10 protein-coding genes and 1 pseudogene are annotated in these 16,993 nt (G+C 43.9%); 5 read left to right on the top strand and 6 right to left on the bottom strand.

Annotation, left to right across the window (positions count from 1 at the left end):
• Positions 1-805 precede the first annotated feature (805 nt).
• From J2Z66_RS32320 to J2Z66_RS32335, 4 genes are all read right to left on the bottom strand, one after another.
• The gene (locus J2Z66_RS32320; RefSeq protein WP_209976893.1) at positions 806-1,423 is read right to left on the bottom strand and encodes a TlpA family protein disulfide reductase; all 618 of its coding nucleotides are present in this window, start codon (positions 1,421-1,423) and stop codon (positions 806-808) included.
• 14 nt (positions 1,424-1,437) lie between these two features.
• Complete coding sequence (locus J2Z66_RS32325; protein WP_209976894.1) at positions 1,438-2,133, bottom strand: cytochrome c biogenesis CcdA family protein; 696 nt, start codon at positions 2,131-2,133, stop codon at positions 1,438-1,440.
• 264 nt (positions 2,134-2,397) lie between these two features.
• Positions 2,398-6,180 (bottom strand): S-layer homology domain-containing protein, encoded by a 3,783-nt coding sequence (locus tag J2Z66_RS32330; RefSeq protein WP_209976895.1) that lies wholly within the window; start codon positions 6,178-6,180, stop codon positions 2,398-2,400.
• Positions 6,181-6,239: 59 nt separating this feature from the next.
• On the bottom strand, positions 6,240-7,082 hold the full coding sequence (locus tag J2Z66_RS32335) for a hypothetical protein (RefSeq protein WP_209976896.1): 843 nt from the start codon (positions 7,080-7,082) through the stop codon (positions 6,240-6,242).
• A gap of 512 nt (positions 7,083-7,594) precedes the next feature.
• On the opposite strand from J2Z66_RS32335, the gene J2Z66_RS32340 reads away from it, so the two are divergent.
• Positions 7,595-8,962, top strand: coding sequence for a dicarboxylate/amino acid:cation symporter (locus J2Z66_RS32340; protein WP_209976897.1), 1,368 nt, complete (start codon positions 7,595-7,597; stop codon positions 8,960-8,962).
• A 450-nt stretch (positions 8,963-9,412) separates the two neighbouring features.
• On the opposite strand, the gene J2Z66_RS32345 is transcribed toward J2Z66_RS32340, so the two are convergent.
• Positions 9,413-10,066 (bottom strand): hypothetical protein, encoded by a 654-nt coding sequence (locus J2Z66_RS32345; RefSeq protein WP_209976898.1) that lies wholly within the window; start codon positions 10,064-10,066, stop codon positions 9,413-9,415.
• A 32-nt stretch (positions 10,067-10,098) separates the two neighbouring features.
• A complete protein-coding gene (locus J2Z66_RS32350) occupies positions 10,099-10,614 on the bottom strand; it encodes a DinB family protein (RefSeq protein ID WP_209976899.1) in 516 nt (171 codons plus the stop codon).
• A 161-nt stretch (positions 10,615-10,775) separates the two neighbouring features.
• On the opposite strand from J2Z66_RS32350, the gene J2Z66_RS32355 reads away from it, so the two are divergent.
• From J2Z66_RS32355 to J2Z66_RS32370, 4 genes and pseudogenes are all read left to right on the top strand, one after another.
• Positions 10,776-12,539, top strand: a complete 1,764-nt coding sequence (locus J2Z66_RS32355; protein ID WP_209976900.1) for a sensor histidine kinase — start codon at positions 10,776-10,778, stop codon at positions 12,537-12,539.
• Entirely contained in the window at positions 12,533-13,279 is a 747-nt protein-coding gene (locus tag J2Z66_RS32360) for a LytR/AlgR family response regulator transcription factor (protein ID WP_209976901.1), read from the top strand. The genes J2Z66_RS32355 and J2Z66_RS32360 overlap by 7 nt, the downstream gene beginning before the upstream one ends.
• Positions 13,280-13,479: 200 nt before the next feature.
• A complete protein-coding gene (gene cstA / locus J2Z66_RS32365) occupies positions 13,480-15,291 on the top strand; it encodes a carbon starvation protein CstA (RefSeq protein ID WP_209976902.1) in 1,812 nt (603 codons plus the stop codon).
• Between the two features lie 621 nt (positions 15,292-15,912).
• Positions 15,913-16,599, top strand: a pseudogene (locus J2Z66_RS32370) (IS630 family transposase); the annotation flags it as partial.
• Between the last annotated feature and the right edge of the window lie 394 nt (positions 16,600-16,993).

The raw sequence follows: 16,993 nt of genomic DNA on the forward strand, positions 1-16,993 counted from the left end.
CATCGTTAAAATCCCTTTTAACCACCCTAAGAGGCCATCCGTCCCCTTTTAGTGATGAAAATCATCATTAACTTGCTTTTGATCCCGAAAACACTTCCTTTAACGATCAAAAACATCGTTAAGTGAAGCACACGCTCATTTCTCTCTTCTTTCAGGAGAGGCGAGATGCTTATTAACGCTATTAACGCTCTTACTACTACTCTTCCTCCAACATCCCTTCCCCCTCAGCTTCAAAGTGCCGAACCTGCCACGCTCCAACGGAAAAATACCAGCAAAAGTTGCTCTCCTGAGGGAAAGGGATAGTGGCGATAGGGAAAATTTGTGCTTCCTTTCTGATTCCCTTGGAGAATGAATGGCACACTCGTTCGCTTTATCACTGCAAAGCTGCACTGTGTAACACCCACTCCTTCCCTCCACTTCAGGCACCCCAGAAAAATTATACTTTTCAGTAAGATTCCAACAAAAAAACACACTCGTCAGGGACGAATGTGTCGTGGTGCCACCCTATTTTAACCACCCAAATGAACATGGTGATTCTCAAAAACGGATAACGGACGATTCCGGTAACGGTTACTTGACTTCTCCGCTACAGCTCTCATGGTGGGAAGGATTCACTCGCAGCCAGAAACCTCTCAGCCTAGGGTCTCTTCTCTGTATCAACGATTCATTCTCGAACCTCGTGTCCATGGTCTAAGCTATTTTTTGATATGTAAAATTGCAGGAAATTTCATAAATGATAACAAACCAATTTCAATCAATTTACACGATAATTGTCAGACAGTCAAGCCGTTCTTTATTAACTTCCTTACTGAAGTTCATCAATAGCAGCTTTCATTTGCTCTTCAGTCATGAAACCCACTTTTTGGTGCGCTATATTCCCATTTCTATCAATAAATATGGAAACAGGAATGGACTTAACCTTGTACGCTCTTGTTACGCTTTTGTCCGAGTCTAATAACACACTGAATTGATAGTTGTGCTCTTCGATATATTTGCTGACCTTATCTTTATCTTCACCAACATCTATAGCCAAAACAATCAAGTCCTGATCCTTGTATGCCTGGTGAATCTTTTCCATATCGGGCATTTCTTTTTTACACCATTTGCACCAGGTCGTCCAGAAGTTGATATACACATTTTTGCCTCTCAAATCCTTCAAAGATACCTTGTTTCCGTTAAGATCCGTTAATGTAAAATCAATAGCTGGCTCAAGCTCCTCCACTTCGGGTTCATTTACGACTGCATTGGCTGCATTGGTTGCCTTGGCTTCGTTTGCTGGCTCTTTGCTGTTTGCAGCTTCGCTTTGCAGGGCAGAAGAAGAGCGGTTAGTATCCGCACTGCTTATGCTGTAATTGTTAGTCACATAAATGGAAATCAGCACAAAGCTCAGAACTGCACCCCATAAAAAAATATGTTTCCTCATGCTTCAGGCTCCTTTTATAAATTGAACAACCCGCCGTATTGGCTGAATATTTCCAGCTTGTTGGTGAATACAAGAATACCCATCACAATCATGATAACTCCACTGACGATGGAAACAATCGGGAGATATCTGGACATTTTTTTCAAATAAATCGATAGATTTTCTATTAAAAGCGCAGAGAGCAGGAAGGGCACAGCCAAGCCTAAGGAATAAATGGCCAGCAGCAAGACACCTTTCTCGATCGTTTGCATGCTGCCTGCATAAATGAGAATAGAAGATAAAATTGGGCCGATGCAAGGAGTCCAGCCAACGGCGAATGCCATGCCCAGCAATATCGAACCGAGGTTTTTTCCGGAAGAACCGCTCGGCAAGAGCCTTTTTTCTGAATACAGCCATTTGATCTTAAATAATCCTGTCATATGAAGCCCGAAAATAACAATGAGAACTCCGCCGATCTGCTGGATTATCCTTAAATTGGCCGATACCAGTTTACTTACTGAGCTTACAGAAACGCCAAGGAGGATAAAGACGATCGAGAAACCCAGGATAAACAAAATGGATTTAAATACTACATTTAATTTTTGTTTATTCGTAGTCAATTCAGCCACTGAAGATCCAACGATATAGCTCAAATAAAGAGGTATAAGCGGCAAAACGCATGGCGATAAAAATGAAAGCAAACCGGCCGAAAATGCCAATATAAAATCCAAAACGCTTCTCCTCCTAGTTACAAATCTCAGCCAGTTCATCACATATTCATGAAACAAACCGTTAAATTTCCCAACATTTTAATAGGTTTGTCGATTGTCAAGGTTATGAAGTCTCTTCTTAAAACCATGCCTGTTGATTAAACACTAACTGATTTGCCAAAGCCACCGATTCTACGTTTGAAAATGCCTGAAATAACCATTAGAAAAATGGGGGAAATGGGCGGCCCATCGGCCACCCATTCCCGCTTTGTTTCAACTATCTTATTATTTTGAAAGCAGGTTATACAGAACCTGTGCTACTTGAGCTCTTGTAGAAATGTCTTTAGGCTCAAGCTTCGAGCTGCTTCCTGTTATAATTCCGCCTTCTACAAGAGCCTTGAATGCTTCTTGTGCGTAGCCGGCAATTTGTCCTGCATCAGTAAAGCTCGCTACGGTTGCGTTCGTTTTCTCTGCGGGGAGTTCTCCCAGCACGTCAAGCGAGCGGTACAGCAGTGTGAACAGATCCTCCCGCGTGATTTGCTTATCCGGAGCGAATTTATTATCGCCGATTCCCGTCGTAATGCCGAGGCGTTTGGCCGCAGCCAGGTAATCGGTATAATAGGTGTCTCCCGCATCAGCGAAATTAGCAGCTCCGCTCTCATCTGGCGCAATGCCATAAGCATTCAGCAGCAGAACGATGAACTGGCCTCTGGTCACTGCAGCATTCGGGCTGTAATTATTGTCATCGGTGCCACTGGTAATGCTTCTGGCAGCCAGGAAGCTTACTGCATCATTGTACCAGGAAGCTGCCGAAACATCGGCAAAGGTAACTTTGTTGTACCCAATGATATATTGGGAAAAGTGCGTTGTTGCAAAGTTAACCGTTCCTGTAGCCGGGTTATATTTACCGCGCACGGTTTCCAAATTTCCGGAATCGGTTACGTAGTAAACGATAATCGAGTTCTGCTCTTCTCCAAGCTTTAACGAATAAGGAATGCTAACCTGTACTTGGCTTCCGCCAAAGGTTGAAATGCTGTTTTCACCCGCAAATACGGAGAAGTCATAAACCGGTCTGTCTCCTAAAATCTCCTTGCTTTCCTCAGTCAAGCTGGATCTGGCAATGATAATACTGATGTCGCCAGTTCCTAACGCTGAACTGATGCTCTTAACAGCTTTTGCGTCAAAGGTAACCGTTCCGAAAACAGCATTGACCTTAATGTTATTTGTTCCACTGACCAATTCGTTAAAGGAGCTGCGCGGTATCGTTAATTGAACCGTTTTGGTTTGAGTCGTTGCTTCCACTTTGAATTCCACAACAGCTGGTTTCCCACCTGCTTCATTAGCCTTAGCGCGCTCAAGCAGGCTGGCAATTGTTTCAGGTGAAACGGCTGCTATCGTCGCCCCTGTAGACTCGTCAGTTGTGGCCGGCACTTTAACTACCGGAGCTTTAGCATCACCACTAATGTTTTCGTCGCTCGGCGTTGTTGCCGGGGTCTCCGTTGATGGCGTCGATGTCGAAGGTGACGTTGGTGTTGATGTTGATGGACTTGATGGTGCTACATAGGCTGGAACAACTACATCCACTGCCGGACTTGCATCGTATCCTGGCTTGGCGGCAGCTCTTACTTGATAGGTGCCTGATGATAAACCAGTGATCAATGTATCTGTTACGGCTGTGTAAGCGGATGCTCCTGAAAGCTTGTATTCAAGCGCTGTCGTTGTGCCCGTGATGCGTCCATCATTGTTAGCATAGGAAGTTGGCGCTACGCCTGCTAACCCTGTTGGCGCTGCTTGTTCCTGGTTAACAAACGCTGGAACGACCACTTCTACAGCCGGGCTTACACTGTATCCCTCTCTTGCTTTAGCCCTAACAAGGTAAGTGCCTGGTACCAAACCAGTGATCGGGAAACCTTCCACAATTTCATACTTTGTTCCTTCAGAGTGCTTATACTCCAGAATTGTCGCTGCTACATCTGTTACTTCTGTTACTTCTGTTACGTCTGCTACGTCTGCTACATTTGTTATCTCTGTTGTTTCTTTTGTTATTTGTCCATCAATGTTAGCAATGGTTGTTGGTGCTACACCCTCTAGCCCTGTTGGCGCTTCTTGAGCAATTTCACCATAAGCAGGGATAACTACCTCTACGGCCGGACTTGCATGATAACCAAGTTTAGCTGCAACCCTGACAAGATAAGTGCCTGGTGCTAAGCCAGTAATGGATGTACTTGTTTCAGGAGTACTTGTCACAGCTTTATAAGCTTCGTCTCCAGACAGCTTGTATTCCAACTCTGTGGATGTGCCTGTAATTGTTCCATTATTGTTATCTGCAGTAGTTGGTGCTGTAGCAGCCAGCCCTGTTGGAGGGTTCTGCTCTGCAAAAAACTCTGGAATAACTACACTTACCGGTTGGCTTGCATCGTAAAGATATTTAACCGGATTTGAAATCGGACCATTGATGCCCTCTTTAGCAGCGTATCTTACTTCGTATGTACCTGCTGCCAATCCAGTGATTGAAGTGCCTGTTACAGGGGTATAACCTGTATTTGCTCCTTCCAGCTTGTATTCCAATGCTGCTGTTGTACCCGTTATTTGCCCATCATTACCATTAAATGAAGTAGGCGATACGCCAGTCAATCCAGATGGCTTTAATTCTACTCTTGAGAAGAGTTTATTCAACCCGGCGATGTAAGTGTTGTAATTTTTACCTTTATTTTCACCTGTTCCATAATCCGGCTGAATATTCGTCCATGAGTACATCAATTCAACATGTCCTAGAATCGGGGCGCTATTGCCATTAGCGTCCTTGTTATCTTTATTGTAGACAAATACATAAGGAGCCTGAAGCTTATTGGCAACGAAATCTTGGCCGTCAACTGTGTATTTAACGTTGTTTGCACCAGCACCTGACTTCTGGTATTCAGTTTGGATATTCGTTAAATATTTGTTCACCCAGTCCACATAAAGATTTGCGTTGGGATGGCCGGTAGCCCTGATTTGATAGAAGTTGGCATTATCTGTCCCGTTTGGAATGCCCGGAGTTCCGCCGATGCCGCCGTCCAGCTTGGTATCCCAGTTATATACTTTTTCGATATTGTATTCTTTTGCAACTTTATTAACATATTTGGCAATTGCTCTTGTATTGGCGCACCAGGAGCAACCGATCAGGAATACATAAGTACCCTCGCTATCCAAAACATGCTCCAACTCATCTAACGTGACAGGATCTATGACGATCTCTCCATCGGATTCATCAAAAATCGTTGTTGCCGCAAATTTATTATAAGATCCTGGAATATATACAGAATTTTCAAATACATCATATTTTGCGACCGGTGACCCATTTGTCCCTGGCACTGAGATGGCATTAAAAACTTGCCTTACTTGATCTTTATAAGCTTTAATAGCAGCTTCATTTGAGCTGTCCACAACACCATTTGTTAAAAGAGCATTGATACTCTCCAAGGAGGAAATAATAGGCGTACTGTCTATCCCGTTTTTGTGATTTTTATCGTAGACAAACAGGAAGGGAGTTTGAATCTTGGCTGCTGTACCTTCAAGCGTTTTTTGGGAAATAGTATAGGTGTAGTTCACTTTATTTGTACCAGCTACATGATCATTAATATTCTTCAAATATTTATTGACCAGATCCACATACCGTCTAGAGTAAGGACTGTTGATCGACTCCGCGATGTCAGTTGCAATCGTTTTGCCATCCAGTCTTGTATCGAAGTTGTGTATGGTTGTTATGCCATATTCCTTCGCCACCTCGTTTATATAGCCTATAGCGGCTTGTGTATCACTGTTCCATGCGCCGCCAAACAGGACAACGTAGGTGCCATCGCTATCAAGCAGATAGTCAAGCTCGTGATAGGTTAAAGTTCGATAAACGTGCTCTACATTCGCCAGCTTCTCATATACACTTTTGAAGTAATCTGCGCTCGTATGGGTGCTATTCGCGCCATTGGAAGGTACTTCTGCATTGGCATTGCCTGTTTGAATGACTGGCAATACAAGCAGCACCGCCAACAGCAGCGCCAGGATTTTTTTTGCATTAAATGATTGTTTCATAGTTATCTCCCCTTCTCCTCTCATCATTTGTAATATTTGGTTTAGCTCCAATTAACTAATTAGCAATCTTCTTCTCCATCAACTGCGCAATCTTCGTCCACTGCAGGAGCTGGTGTCGGTGCTGCTGGAGCTGGTGCTGATGAAGATGGTGATGACGACGATGAAGAAGAAGAAGAAGCTTCTACTTTGGATGGTGCTGGAGTTGCTGCTGGTTTGGATGGAACTGCTACTGGTTTAACTGTTGATTTTGTCGTAGAGATAACTGGCTTTTTAGGTTGAACCTCTTCTTTTACTGGTGCTGAGGCTGCTTTCACTTGTTTTTCTTCAGCTGCTGGAGTTGGGACTGCTTTGGGCTCCGTTACTTCCGTTTTTGCAGCTGGAGCCGTTGCTTTTGGTTGCGACACTTCTGCTGTTTTTACAACTGGGGCCGTTTTCGTTTGAGCTGCATCTGCAGTAGGTGCTGCTGCCTTCGGTTGAGCTTCTTGGGTTGCTGCAGCCGCAACAGTCTTCGATTGATTTGCATCAGTTGCAGCTGGAGCTGTTTTGGATTGGGAACCCTCTACAGATGCTTCAGGTTGAACTTCAACTGCAGCTGTAGTAACCGCCGCTTCAACTGCTACTTCAGTTGCCGCTTCCTTCTGATCAGCTGCGGCAGCTTCCGCTTGAACTTCTGCAGTTGTAACAACTGCCGGCTCTTCAGCCTTAACCTCCTCAGTTGCTGTGGACGCTGCTGCTTCTGGCTGGCTTTCTGCTGTTGTTACAGCTACGGTTGCGGCAGGATCGGTTACAGACACTTCTTTCGCTTGCTTATTAGCAGATACAGCGGCATACGTTAAGACCAGAAAGGCCACCGTTGCGATAACTAATGTTGTAGAAAGCTTGGATAAGGCAAACTTTTTCATGATCGTATACATCCCCTTCGATTCGCTCTGTGAGCTTTTTGTTTAAACATTCATTTCTGTTTCACTACATTTGGTGGATAAAATAAGTAAAATTACAATTTATTTCTTTTTCTCCTCCTTAGAGCTTTAGTTTTCGGATAAAAAAAAGGAGATTCAACAAAGAGCGATCATACGCTCTCGTCAAATCTCTGGTGGTCCAGTTGATTTATCGTCCTTCATCATCCAACAAAACGATCAAAACGATTTTCCATCATTTTGTTCCTACCCCTATGTTAGTAGCGATGAATGGAATTGTCAATCACAAAATTATTTTTCCCATCGATTTAGTAGGAATTATAAATGAACGTTCTTGAATCGCTAATTTCTAGTCGTATTTTGCCCGGAATCACATATACTAGTGCTAATCATAAGCCTCCCTGGCAAAAAATAATAATTGACAATTATATGTGTTGTCTGTACATTTAGTCTATTATTCCGACAAAAAAAATAGGTTTAGGAGGGTTTAAAGAGAAATGGATAACATAGAAAATAACTTGCTATCTGCCATCGAAACAAATTGGTATAGTTTTGTCATTTCTATCTTCGTGTTCGGGATCTTGTTTTTCCTGGCACGAAAGCGTGTCAGCTTCGGAACTCGGGTGCTAGTGGGGTTGGGAATAGGTCTAATTGTAGGTATTCTCTTTCAGAATTTGGAATCATTTGAGATTAAGGGGATCAGTACCTTCGGCAGCATCTATGTTAGTTTAATTCGAATGCTCGTTATTCCACTCGTATTTATACTTGTACTGAACAGTATCGCTTCATTAACCAGCTTGGAATATTTGCGCAAAATCGGCATCAAAACGTTCGCCTGGTTTCTGGGAACGACAGCCATAGCCTCCATTATAGGTCTGTTGATTGCCTTGCTGTTCAACCCTGGGCAAGGTATCCAGCAAGCTGTGCCGGAGGATTTCAAAGCCCGTGAAATTCCTACATTCTCACAAGTTATTCTGGATCTCGTACCTTCGAACCCCTTCAATGAAGCGGCGACGGGCAAAGTTGTACCCGTACTTATCTTTGCTATTTTCTTGGCCGTGGCCATCATTAAAGTCGGTTCTAAAAACGAAGCCGCAGTAAAACCTGTGCGGGATCTCATTCAATCGTTGACACAGGTGCTGCACCAAGTCGTCAAGTTCGTGATCCGCTTGACTCCCTACGGCGTGTTCGCGCTAATTGCCGGAATTACCGCTCGTTATGGCTGGGACACCCTGCAGGAGCTGGGCAGCGTAATTATCACCTCCTATGTCGCATTGATTTTGCACTTCGTTCTCATATTTGGCGGCCTGGTGCTGGTTGTTGCCAAAGTGAACCCGATCAGGTTCTTCCGCAAAATCTATCCGACGGTGGCCGTAGCATTTACGACTCGAAGCAGCTACGCAACACTTCCAGTCAATCTGGAAGTCATTACGAAGCGGCTCCATGTCTCCCCCAGAATCGCGAGCTTCGTAGCTCCGTTAGGGGCATCCGTCAACTTCAACGGTTGCGGCGGCATATGGCCAGCTATCGTAGCTGTGTTCACAGCGCAAGTATTCGGCATTACCCTGACACTAACAGATTATATAATTCTGGTACTTGTTAGCATCATCTCTTCCATTGGTGTTGCCGGCGTTCCAGGACCAGCCGTAATTTCCACAACGGTCGTACTGACGGCGCTCGGTTTGCCGCTCGAAGGCATCGCACTCGTAGCAGGTGTAGAAGCTCTTATCGATATGGGACGCACAGCTGTCAACGCAACCGGGACGACTGTTACCGCGCTGCTCGTGGCCGATTCCGAAGGAGAATTCGATCGCGAAGCGTTCAATCGTGATGAGGACGAAGAAGTTGCCGTAAATGCGATTTAACTAAGCAAAATGCCTTATGATGCCCTTTTAGGAACTTGTTCGAGGCTTGGGTGATTTGGGTGATTTGTGGAGGGAATGAATGTGGGCTCAACCCACATCCATTCCCTCTTTCAGCTTACAATCGCACAAACACCAAGCTCAAATGGACGGCCAGTAAGGCTTTTTCTTTTGATTGGAGGAGATTTCTTAGCGGGCGAGGCGCTGGGATGAAGAGAACTGAGATGACTTCTACTTTAGCGATGTTTTTCATCGTTAAAAGCATCACGTCGTCTCTTCAACCTTACTTTAACGATGAAAAACATCGTTAAGTAAGTGTAGCACTCATTTTGGAGAGGTCAGGAAGTGGGCTCTAGCAGCCCCTTCCCTAACTCACGAACTTGAAGCCCTTTATTCCAAAACAAAAACCTCCGACCCTGCTACCGCAGCGGAATCGGAGGTTTTCTTCTGTGTTTACTCCACAACAACTTTCAAAACCGAAGCTTGACCCGGATACGACAGCGCCATAAACCCGGTTGACCACGCACTGGCTTCCCGGCCTATTAACGATTTGTCGAAGCCGGAAGCTGCCCTTTTTCCGCCCACCATCAGGATGCCATCTGCAGTAAGTTTTACCCACGCAGCTTCGGGGGCGTCTGTATCAGCTTCTTTTTCACGCTCATCCACGATTAAAATCCGATTTCGTGCTTTATCATAATCGCTGATCTTGCCTGTGATATCAGCCTTCCTGGTACAGCATTTCTGGACTGACAGCTTCAACGGGAACTTCGCATTGGCAAGCTCAAACAAAGTTTTTTCCACAGCTGCAAGCTCAGTTTCCGACATCACTCTTTCCACATCTCCAAAGCTCCTGATCACAATCAGAATATGATCCTGCCCAACCCCCATGCTCTGAATCTGGATCGAATGCTGAGCCTCGATTTTTTGCCTGTGATCATTTATGCTTTTATTGATGGCTTCCCATTCATCCTTCAATACCAGATTTGAAAGCTCGGATGGCTTCGGAGCTTCTACTGCGATAACAGGAGGCCAGGGGTCTGTCTTTTCATCAATATTCCCTAATGTAAGCACGATACATAGAAGAAAGAGCTCCAATAACCTTTCCATAGGTCCCACCCTCCATTCCTTTGTTCAGCCTCTTAAGCTAAGTATTTTTCCGTAATCACCTTGATATGATGAAGCTCATGACCGGCAATGATGTAAGCCAAGGCCCTCGCGGTTAACTCACTTTGATTGGCTGAGCCACTTCTTGACCACGCTTCATCTGGCAACCCCCTAAGCAAAGTCAAGGTTGAACGGCGAACGAACGTGTAATCCTCAATCAATTCAGCCAGTGTACTCGAATCAAAGGAAGCTCCTTTTATGAAATCATCCTGGTCATAGCCGGCTAAAGGCGTCTTATCCCCTCTGGCTATACGGAGCAAACGATAACTCATAATGCGTTCAGTATCTGTAATGTGACCCAGCACTTCCTTTAGACTCCACTTTCCTGCAGCGTACCGGTAACTCCCCTGTTGCTCTGGAACACCACTAAGCAGCCTGGTTGTGTCCTCAAGACCTTGTGTTAGAATCCCACTAACATCTCCATCTGGAACTAAGCCAATATACTGTTCATAGTAAGCACCGTATTCTTCGCTTGAAGGCCGATTCGTCATTCTGCATCATCCTCTCTTTATTTTACAATATACACCACTTGATTGCCTTTTTACTACTCTTATACTACATTTGTAAGCATCGGTATTTGAATGTTATTAGGATTCTCAGCGCTTTTTTTCTGGAAAAAAGGAAACATTAAACGAGGAGGAGGTGAACGAACGTGATTTATTTATTGCCGTTAATGTTAGAAAGGGTCGGAATTATTGTTATTGCTGCCTTCTTGCTTTCCCAAATGAAGTCCTTTCGCCAAATGGTTCATTACGAACATAAAACTGCGGGAAAAATACAGCTTATTGCTGTTTTTGGATGCTTCGGGATTATAAGCAATTATACGGGAGTTGAAATTAGCGGGAGCTCTATTGTCTCACAGACTTGGTTAATGGAGGTGGATCCGGATAACGCTATTGCCAATACGAGAGTTATGGGAGTTGGCATGGGCGGATTGCTTGGAGGACCGCTTGTCGGATTAGGAGCAGGCTTGATTGCCGGTTTACACCGGTATACGCTTGGGGGCTTTACGGCGGGTGCTTGTGCTGTTTCTTCTATTTTGGCTGGACTTGCAGCGGGTTATTTAGGCAGATGGTACCGCAAAAAAGGTCTGATATCACCATGGTTTGCTGTTGTCGTCGGCTTATTGATGGAAGTTGTTCAAATGGTTATTATTTTGCTTACCGCCAAACCGTATGAAGCTGCTTGGAAGCTTGTTCAAATGATTGGCATTCCGATGATTATTTTCAATGGATTCGGCACACTTGTTTTTATGTTTATCATTCAATCCATTTTACGGGAGGAAGAGCGGACACGCGCCCTGCAAACGCATAAGGCTTTCTATATAGCCGATCAAACATTGCCCTTTTTCCGTCAAGGCTTAAATCCCCAATCCTGCAAATCAGTAGCCCAGGTGATGTTAAAATTAACAGTGGCAGATGCGATTGCGATCACCAATGATCATCAAGTGTTAGCCCACGTTGGCGAAGCTTCTGATCACCATATTCCCATGCAAAAGCTGGCGACCGGACTCACGAGAAGTGTTTTGGAGCAAGGAACAATCATGATTGCCAAGTCCAAAAAAGAGATTGATTGCTTTGATCCTCATTGCATCCTGCAAGCCGCGGTAGTTTTGCCCCTGCAAGTGCATAATAGAACCGTAGGTACGCTAAAGCTTTATTTCAAAGATCCCAGCCGTTTAAGTCAAGTGGAACAACAATTGGCCGAAGGCTTAGCGAAGCTGTTTTCTACCCAATTGGAATTAGCTGAAGCAGAGCTGCAAAGTAAATTGTTGAAGGATGCGAAAATTAAGGCTTTGCAGGTACAGGTGCACCCCCATTTTTTATTTAATGCCATTAATACGATTTCAGCTTTATGCCGCACTGATCCTGAGAAAGCAAGGAAGCTGCTGCTGGAGCTCAGTGTATTTTTCCGCAGCAATTTACAGGGTGCCCATCAATGGTTAATTACACTTGAAAAGGAACTGGAGCATGTGAAAGCCTACTTGTCACTGGAGCAAGCGCGGTTTCCAAATAAATATACCGTTGTGTTCGACATTGAGCCGGGTCTTGAAACCATATCCATTCCACCCTTCGTGCTTCAGCCTTTAGTGGAGAATGCGATTCGTCATGCTTTTTCACAGGTAAAAAGCTCTCGCGAGGTCAGGATCTGCGCTTACAGTAAGGCTGAAAACATGTATGTAACAGTTGAAGATAATGGCAAAGGGATTACTGAAGATAAGCTGGGATCACTGGGCAAACAAACCGTAGACTCTATAGAGGGAACAGGAACGGCGCTGTACAATATACAAGAACGCTTGGAAGGTATTTATCGCGATCAGGCAAGCTTTCGTATCGAAAGTGAACCCGGAAAAGGCACAAAAGTGCAAATTATAGTACCTTTACATGGAAAACAGGAGGCTTACGAGGAATGCTAAAAGCATTTATAGTGGATGATGAACCGTTAGCCAGAGATGAGTTAACCTATTTCTTGCGTAGAAGCAAGCAAGTAGAAGTCATAGGTGAAGCAGATTGCATACAAGATGCGATCGAGCACATTCAAGCGCTGCAGCCCGACGTTGTTTTTTTGGATATTGAGCTTGCCGAAGACAGCGGCCTCCAGCTAGCCGAAAAATTGCTGGCAATTGAACCTGCTCCTGCCATTGTTTTTGCAACAGCTTATGACGAATATGCGCTGCAAGCTTTTAATGTAAATGCGCTCGATTATATATTAAAGCCCTTTGATGAAGTGCGGATTCAACAAACCATTGAGAAAATCGAAAGGCTGCAAGCAACCAGTGACAAAGAGCTCTCAGCAGCAGCTACGCCAACTCGCATGCCCACCGGGCAAACAGGTAAAATTGCAATCAGCACCGAAGAACGGATTTTATTAATCGATATCGATAAGATCCTGTTCATTAATTCCGCAGAAGGCAAAACATTAATCAAAACGCTAGACAATGAATATAAAATTGCAGAGACGCTTGTCATGATTGAGCGAAAACTGCAGTATACATCTTTTACACGTGTTCATCGCAGCTACCTTGTGAATGTGCAGCATATCGCAGAAATTCAGCCCTGGTTTAATGCTACGTATCATTTAATTATGCGGGAGGGCTCCAAGGTTCCGGTAAGCCGCAATTACGTCAAAGAGCTTAAACAACTGCTAGGCTTTTAAAGCTTATTTGCCCCTGCAGGGATTAGCATGTATTTCAGCTTTGTATTTTGGCATCCCATCCCTTTTATCCTGTATCTCATCGTGAAAACCGTATAATAGCGCTTTCATCAAGTAAAATAGAGACTGTTCAGAAAATTAAACAAAAAACACAAGAGCAGCACGAGATCGATACGATAAAGGTTATATGGGAGGCTTATTCAATGTCGGCAGTTACAATTATGATTGGCTCTATTTGCATATTAATGATAGCTTACCGTTTGTACGGTACGTTTATAGCGGTAAAAGTTCTAAAGCTGCAAAAGCTGGATGAATCCAGGGCAACACCTGCTCACGATCTGGAGGATGGAAAGGATTATGTCCCCACCAACCGTTGGGTATCCTTTGGTCATCACTTTGCCGCCATTGCTGCGGCTGGTCCCCTCGTAGGACCTATTTTAGCTGCTCAATTCGGCTATTTACCTGGTCTATTATGGCTGTTGATTGGCGCCGTAATCGGAGGAGCGGTTCATGACGCTGTTGTTTTATTTGCTTCCATGCTCAAAAATGGCAAATCCTTATCCGAAGTAGCAAAAGAAGAATTAGGGCCTGTGGCAGGCTTTTGTACGGGACTAGCTATGTTATTTATTATTACGATTACTATGGCCGGTCTGTCCATGGTCGTATTGCATGCACTTGAAAAAAATCCTTGGGGAACCTTCGCTGTAGGCATTACCATCCCCATTGCTATGGGAGTTGGCTTGTATTATAAGAAAACAGGCAATTTAAAAGGCCCATCTACGGTCGGATTTATTCTCATTATGGTTGGAGTTTTTGCCGGTCCGTCTATTCAGCATACAAAGCTTGGCGAATGGTTAACTTTTGATATGGGGACTCTCGCTATTATTTTGCCCATATACGCTTTTTTTGCTGCCGCTTTACCTGTCTGGCTATTGCTTGCACCTCGTGATTACTTAAGCAGCTTTATGAAAATCGGCGTTTTTATTGCGTTAATCGTTGGTGTATTTATTGTAAATCCCGCTATAGCCTTCCCTGCTTTTACAGATTTTATTAATGGAGGCGGCCCCGTTATAGCAGGTCCCGTATGGCCGTTCATTTCGATTACAATCGCCTGTGGAGCTATTTCCGGATTCCATGCTTTCGTAGGCTCTGGCACAACCCCCAAAATGCTTAATCGCTGGAGCGACATTAAAGTGGTTGGATTTGGAGCTATGCTTGTAGAATGTCTAGTTTCTATTATGGCTTTGATTGCTGCAATTTCCTTACAGCCAGCTGATTATTTTGCCATTAACTCGCAGCCGGAGGTATTCTCCACGTTGGGGATGTCCGTTGTCAACCTTCCGGAGCTGAGCAAAGAAATTGGCCTGAATTTGGAAGGAAGAACAGGCGGGGCCGTAACCCTTGCTGTTGGCATGACCTATATTTTTACCGAGCTTCCCTGGTTTAAAAATCTGGCCTCTTATTTCTTCCAATTCGTTATCTTGTTCGAAGCCGTCTTTATTTTAACAGCCATTGACGCAGGCACCCGTGTTTCCCGTTATCTGATTCAAGATTTCTTTGGTGAATTCTATAAACCGTTAAAAAGAGTGGATTGGCTGCCGGGCTCTATATTCGCCAGTGCATTAGCCTGTTTACTGTGGGGGTACCTCCTCTTTTCCGGAGACATTGGTTCTGTATGGGCGCTCTTTGGCGTATCGAACCAGCTGATGGCATCCATCGGATTAATTATCGGAGCTACCGTCATTTTGAAATTTGCAGATAAGCGGTGGTATATATTAACTTGCCTTGTCCCCCTTGCTTATTTATACACGACCGTCAACTATGCGGGCTATTGGATGGTAAGACATGTCTATTTAAACCCCGCTGCCTCCGGGTATAGCGTATTAAATGCCGTACTATCCATCATCATGCTGATCCTTGGCGTTATCATTATCGTCACAGCTATTAAAAAATGGATCGAGCTTTGGAACACTCCACGGGTGGATTTAATAGGAAGAGCGGCGAAAGGGATTTAGGGCAAACCACCTTTTAGCGTCCTTTGAGGAGCGAGTTCAAGTAACTTAAGTGCGTGGCGGAGGTAAGGGCTGTGGGCTCCAGCCGCTGTTAAAGATTTGTTCTCTTGAATGAATGGTTGTGAGGTGGAAACAAATCTTTAAATGCGGACGCTACCGCTCTTCCACCCACACCCCTTACCTCTCTCAGCTACAATCGTACGAACACCAAGCTCAAACGGGCAAACGCTGGGATGAAGATCGCGCGCAACTGAGAAGGACCTGCTGCTTTAACGATGATTTTCATCGTTAAAAGCAGCAGGTCCGCTCCACATCCTTACTTTAACGATGAAAATCATCATTAAAATCCCTATTTACCACCCAAAGAGGCCATCCGTCCTCCTTTAGCGATGAAAATCATCATTAAAGTGACTGATTGGCCTGGAAACCTTGCTTTAGCGATAAAAAACATCGTTAAGTCAAGCGCACGCTCCATTCACCGAAAGGCAGACTGCTACAGGTGAACGGCTTCTCTGTTTGCATCTCTAGTAGACTGATTCCAAAATAATGACATTATATAGAAATTGTGGTATACTCTAAGAAAGAGAATGAACGGAGAGATACCATGCTCCCGGCAGTGTTTCAAAGTTGTTATCCTCCATGGAAATCCAGCCTCATAAAATCAATTATTACTTGCAGCGCCGCGATCCCGATTTTGAAACCAAACGTGCTCAGGTCCTCCATGTTTATCAGCAAGTTGAGTTTATCATGGAAAATAATGAAATCAAACCGCTGTGTGATGTTTACTTGTCATATGATGAAAAGCCGGGCATTCAAGCGATTGAAAATACGGCGGATGATTTGCCGCCTGTACCCGGCGAGCATAAAACGATTGGACGAGATTCTGAGTATAAACGTCACGGTACACTTAGTTTGCTTGCAGGAATAGATCTCGTCACAGGTGAGGTTATTGGCTCGGTTGAAGAACGTCATCGTAGCCGAGAATTCGTCGATTTCCTTAAGAAACTGGACACACATTATAAACCAGAGTTACGTATACAAATCGTGTTAGATAACCACTCAGCACACATCTCTAAGGAAACAAAAGCTTACTTGGAAACTGTTCCAGATCGGTTTGAGTTCATCTTCACTCCTAAACATGGTTCGTGGCTGAATGTCATTGAAACCTTCTTTGCTAAAATAACTAAACAAGTATTACGGCATATTCGTGTCAAATCCAAAGAAGAACTTAAGGAACGTATTGAACTTTATCTTCAAGAAGTCAATAAAAATCCTATTCCATTTCGATGGACATATGGTATGCAGGAATGATGCTTGAAACAAACGTTATTTCAGAATCGATCTACTAGTATGGCGATATACTCAATTAAAAGTAACTTTTATAAGATTTTTGTGTCTATTTAAATCAAAGAGTTGTTGATTTAATGACCAATAAAATTATGATCATAATAATGTTTGTCAGATCAACCCTAGGAACTATCGAGATCGAGAGGAGCCTTAAAAAGACATATGAAATGAACAGCTTCGCAGAATGGGCGGATTCACAAATTGTGATTTGAAAAATTGGTTAATAACTCCTTGACTTTTTGTATTTAGTACAATATAGTAAGTAGTAAGTAGTAAGTAGTAAGTAGTAAGTAGTAAGTAGTAAGTAGTAAGTAGTAAGTAGTAAGTAGTAAGTAGTAAGTAGTAAGTAGTAAGTAGT

It is taken from the genome of Paenibacillus eucommiae, from assembly GCF_017874215.1.
Lineage (GTDB): Bacteria > Bacillota > Bacilli > Paenibacillales > NBRC-103111 > Paenibacillus_AI > Paenibacillus_AI eucommiae.

What these genes read in the sequence shown, in the direction of transcription:
- J2Z66_RS32320 (WP_209976893.1), bottom strand. Translation starts at nt 1,423, where the DNA reads ATGAGGAAACATATTTTTTTATGGGGTGCAGTTCTGAGCTTTGTGCTG.
- J2Z66_RS32330 (WP_209976895.1), bottom strand. Translation starts at nt 6,180, where the DNA reads ATGAAACAATCATTTAATGCAAAAAAAATCCTGGCGCTGCTGTTGGCG.
- J2Z66_RS32335 (WP_209976896.1), bottom strand. Translation starts at nt 7,082, where the DNA reads ATGAAAAAGTTTGCCTTATCCAAGCTTTCTACAACATTAGTTATCGCA.
- J2Z66_RS32340 (WP_209976897.1), top strand. Translation starts at nt 7,595, where the DNA reads ATGGATAACATAGAAAATAACTTGCTATCTGCCATCGAAACAAATTGG.
- J2Z66_RS32345 (WP_209976898.1), bottom strand. Translation starts at nt 10,066, where the DNA reads ATGGAAAGGTTATTGGAGCTCTTTCTTCTATGTATCGTGCTTACATTA.
- J2Z66_RS32350 (WP_209976899.1), bottom strand. Translation starts at nt 10,614, where the DNA reads ATGACGAATCGGCCTTCAAGCGAAGAATACGGTGCTTACTATGAACAG.
- J2Z66_RS32360 (WP_209976901.1), top strand. Translation starts at nt 12,533, where the DNA reads ATGCTAAAAGCATTTATAGTGGATGATGAACCGTTAGCCAGAGATGAG.
- cstA (WP_209976902.1), top strand. Translation starts at nt 13,480, where the DNA reads ATGTCGGCAGTTACAATTATGATTGGCTCTATTTGCATATTAATGATA.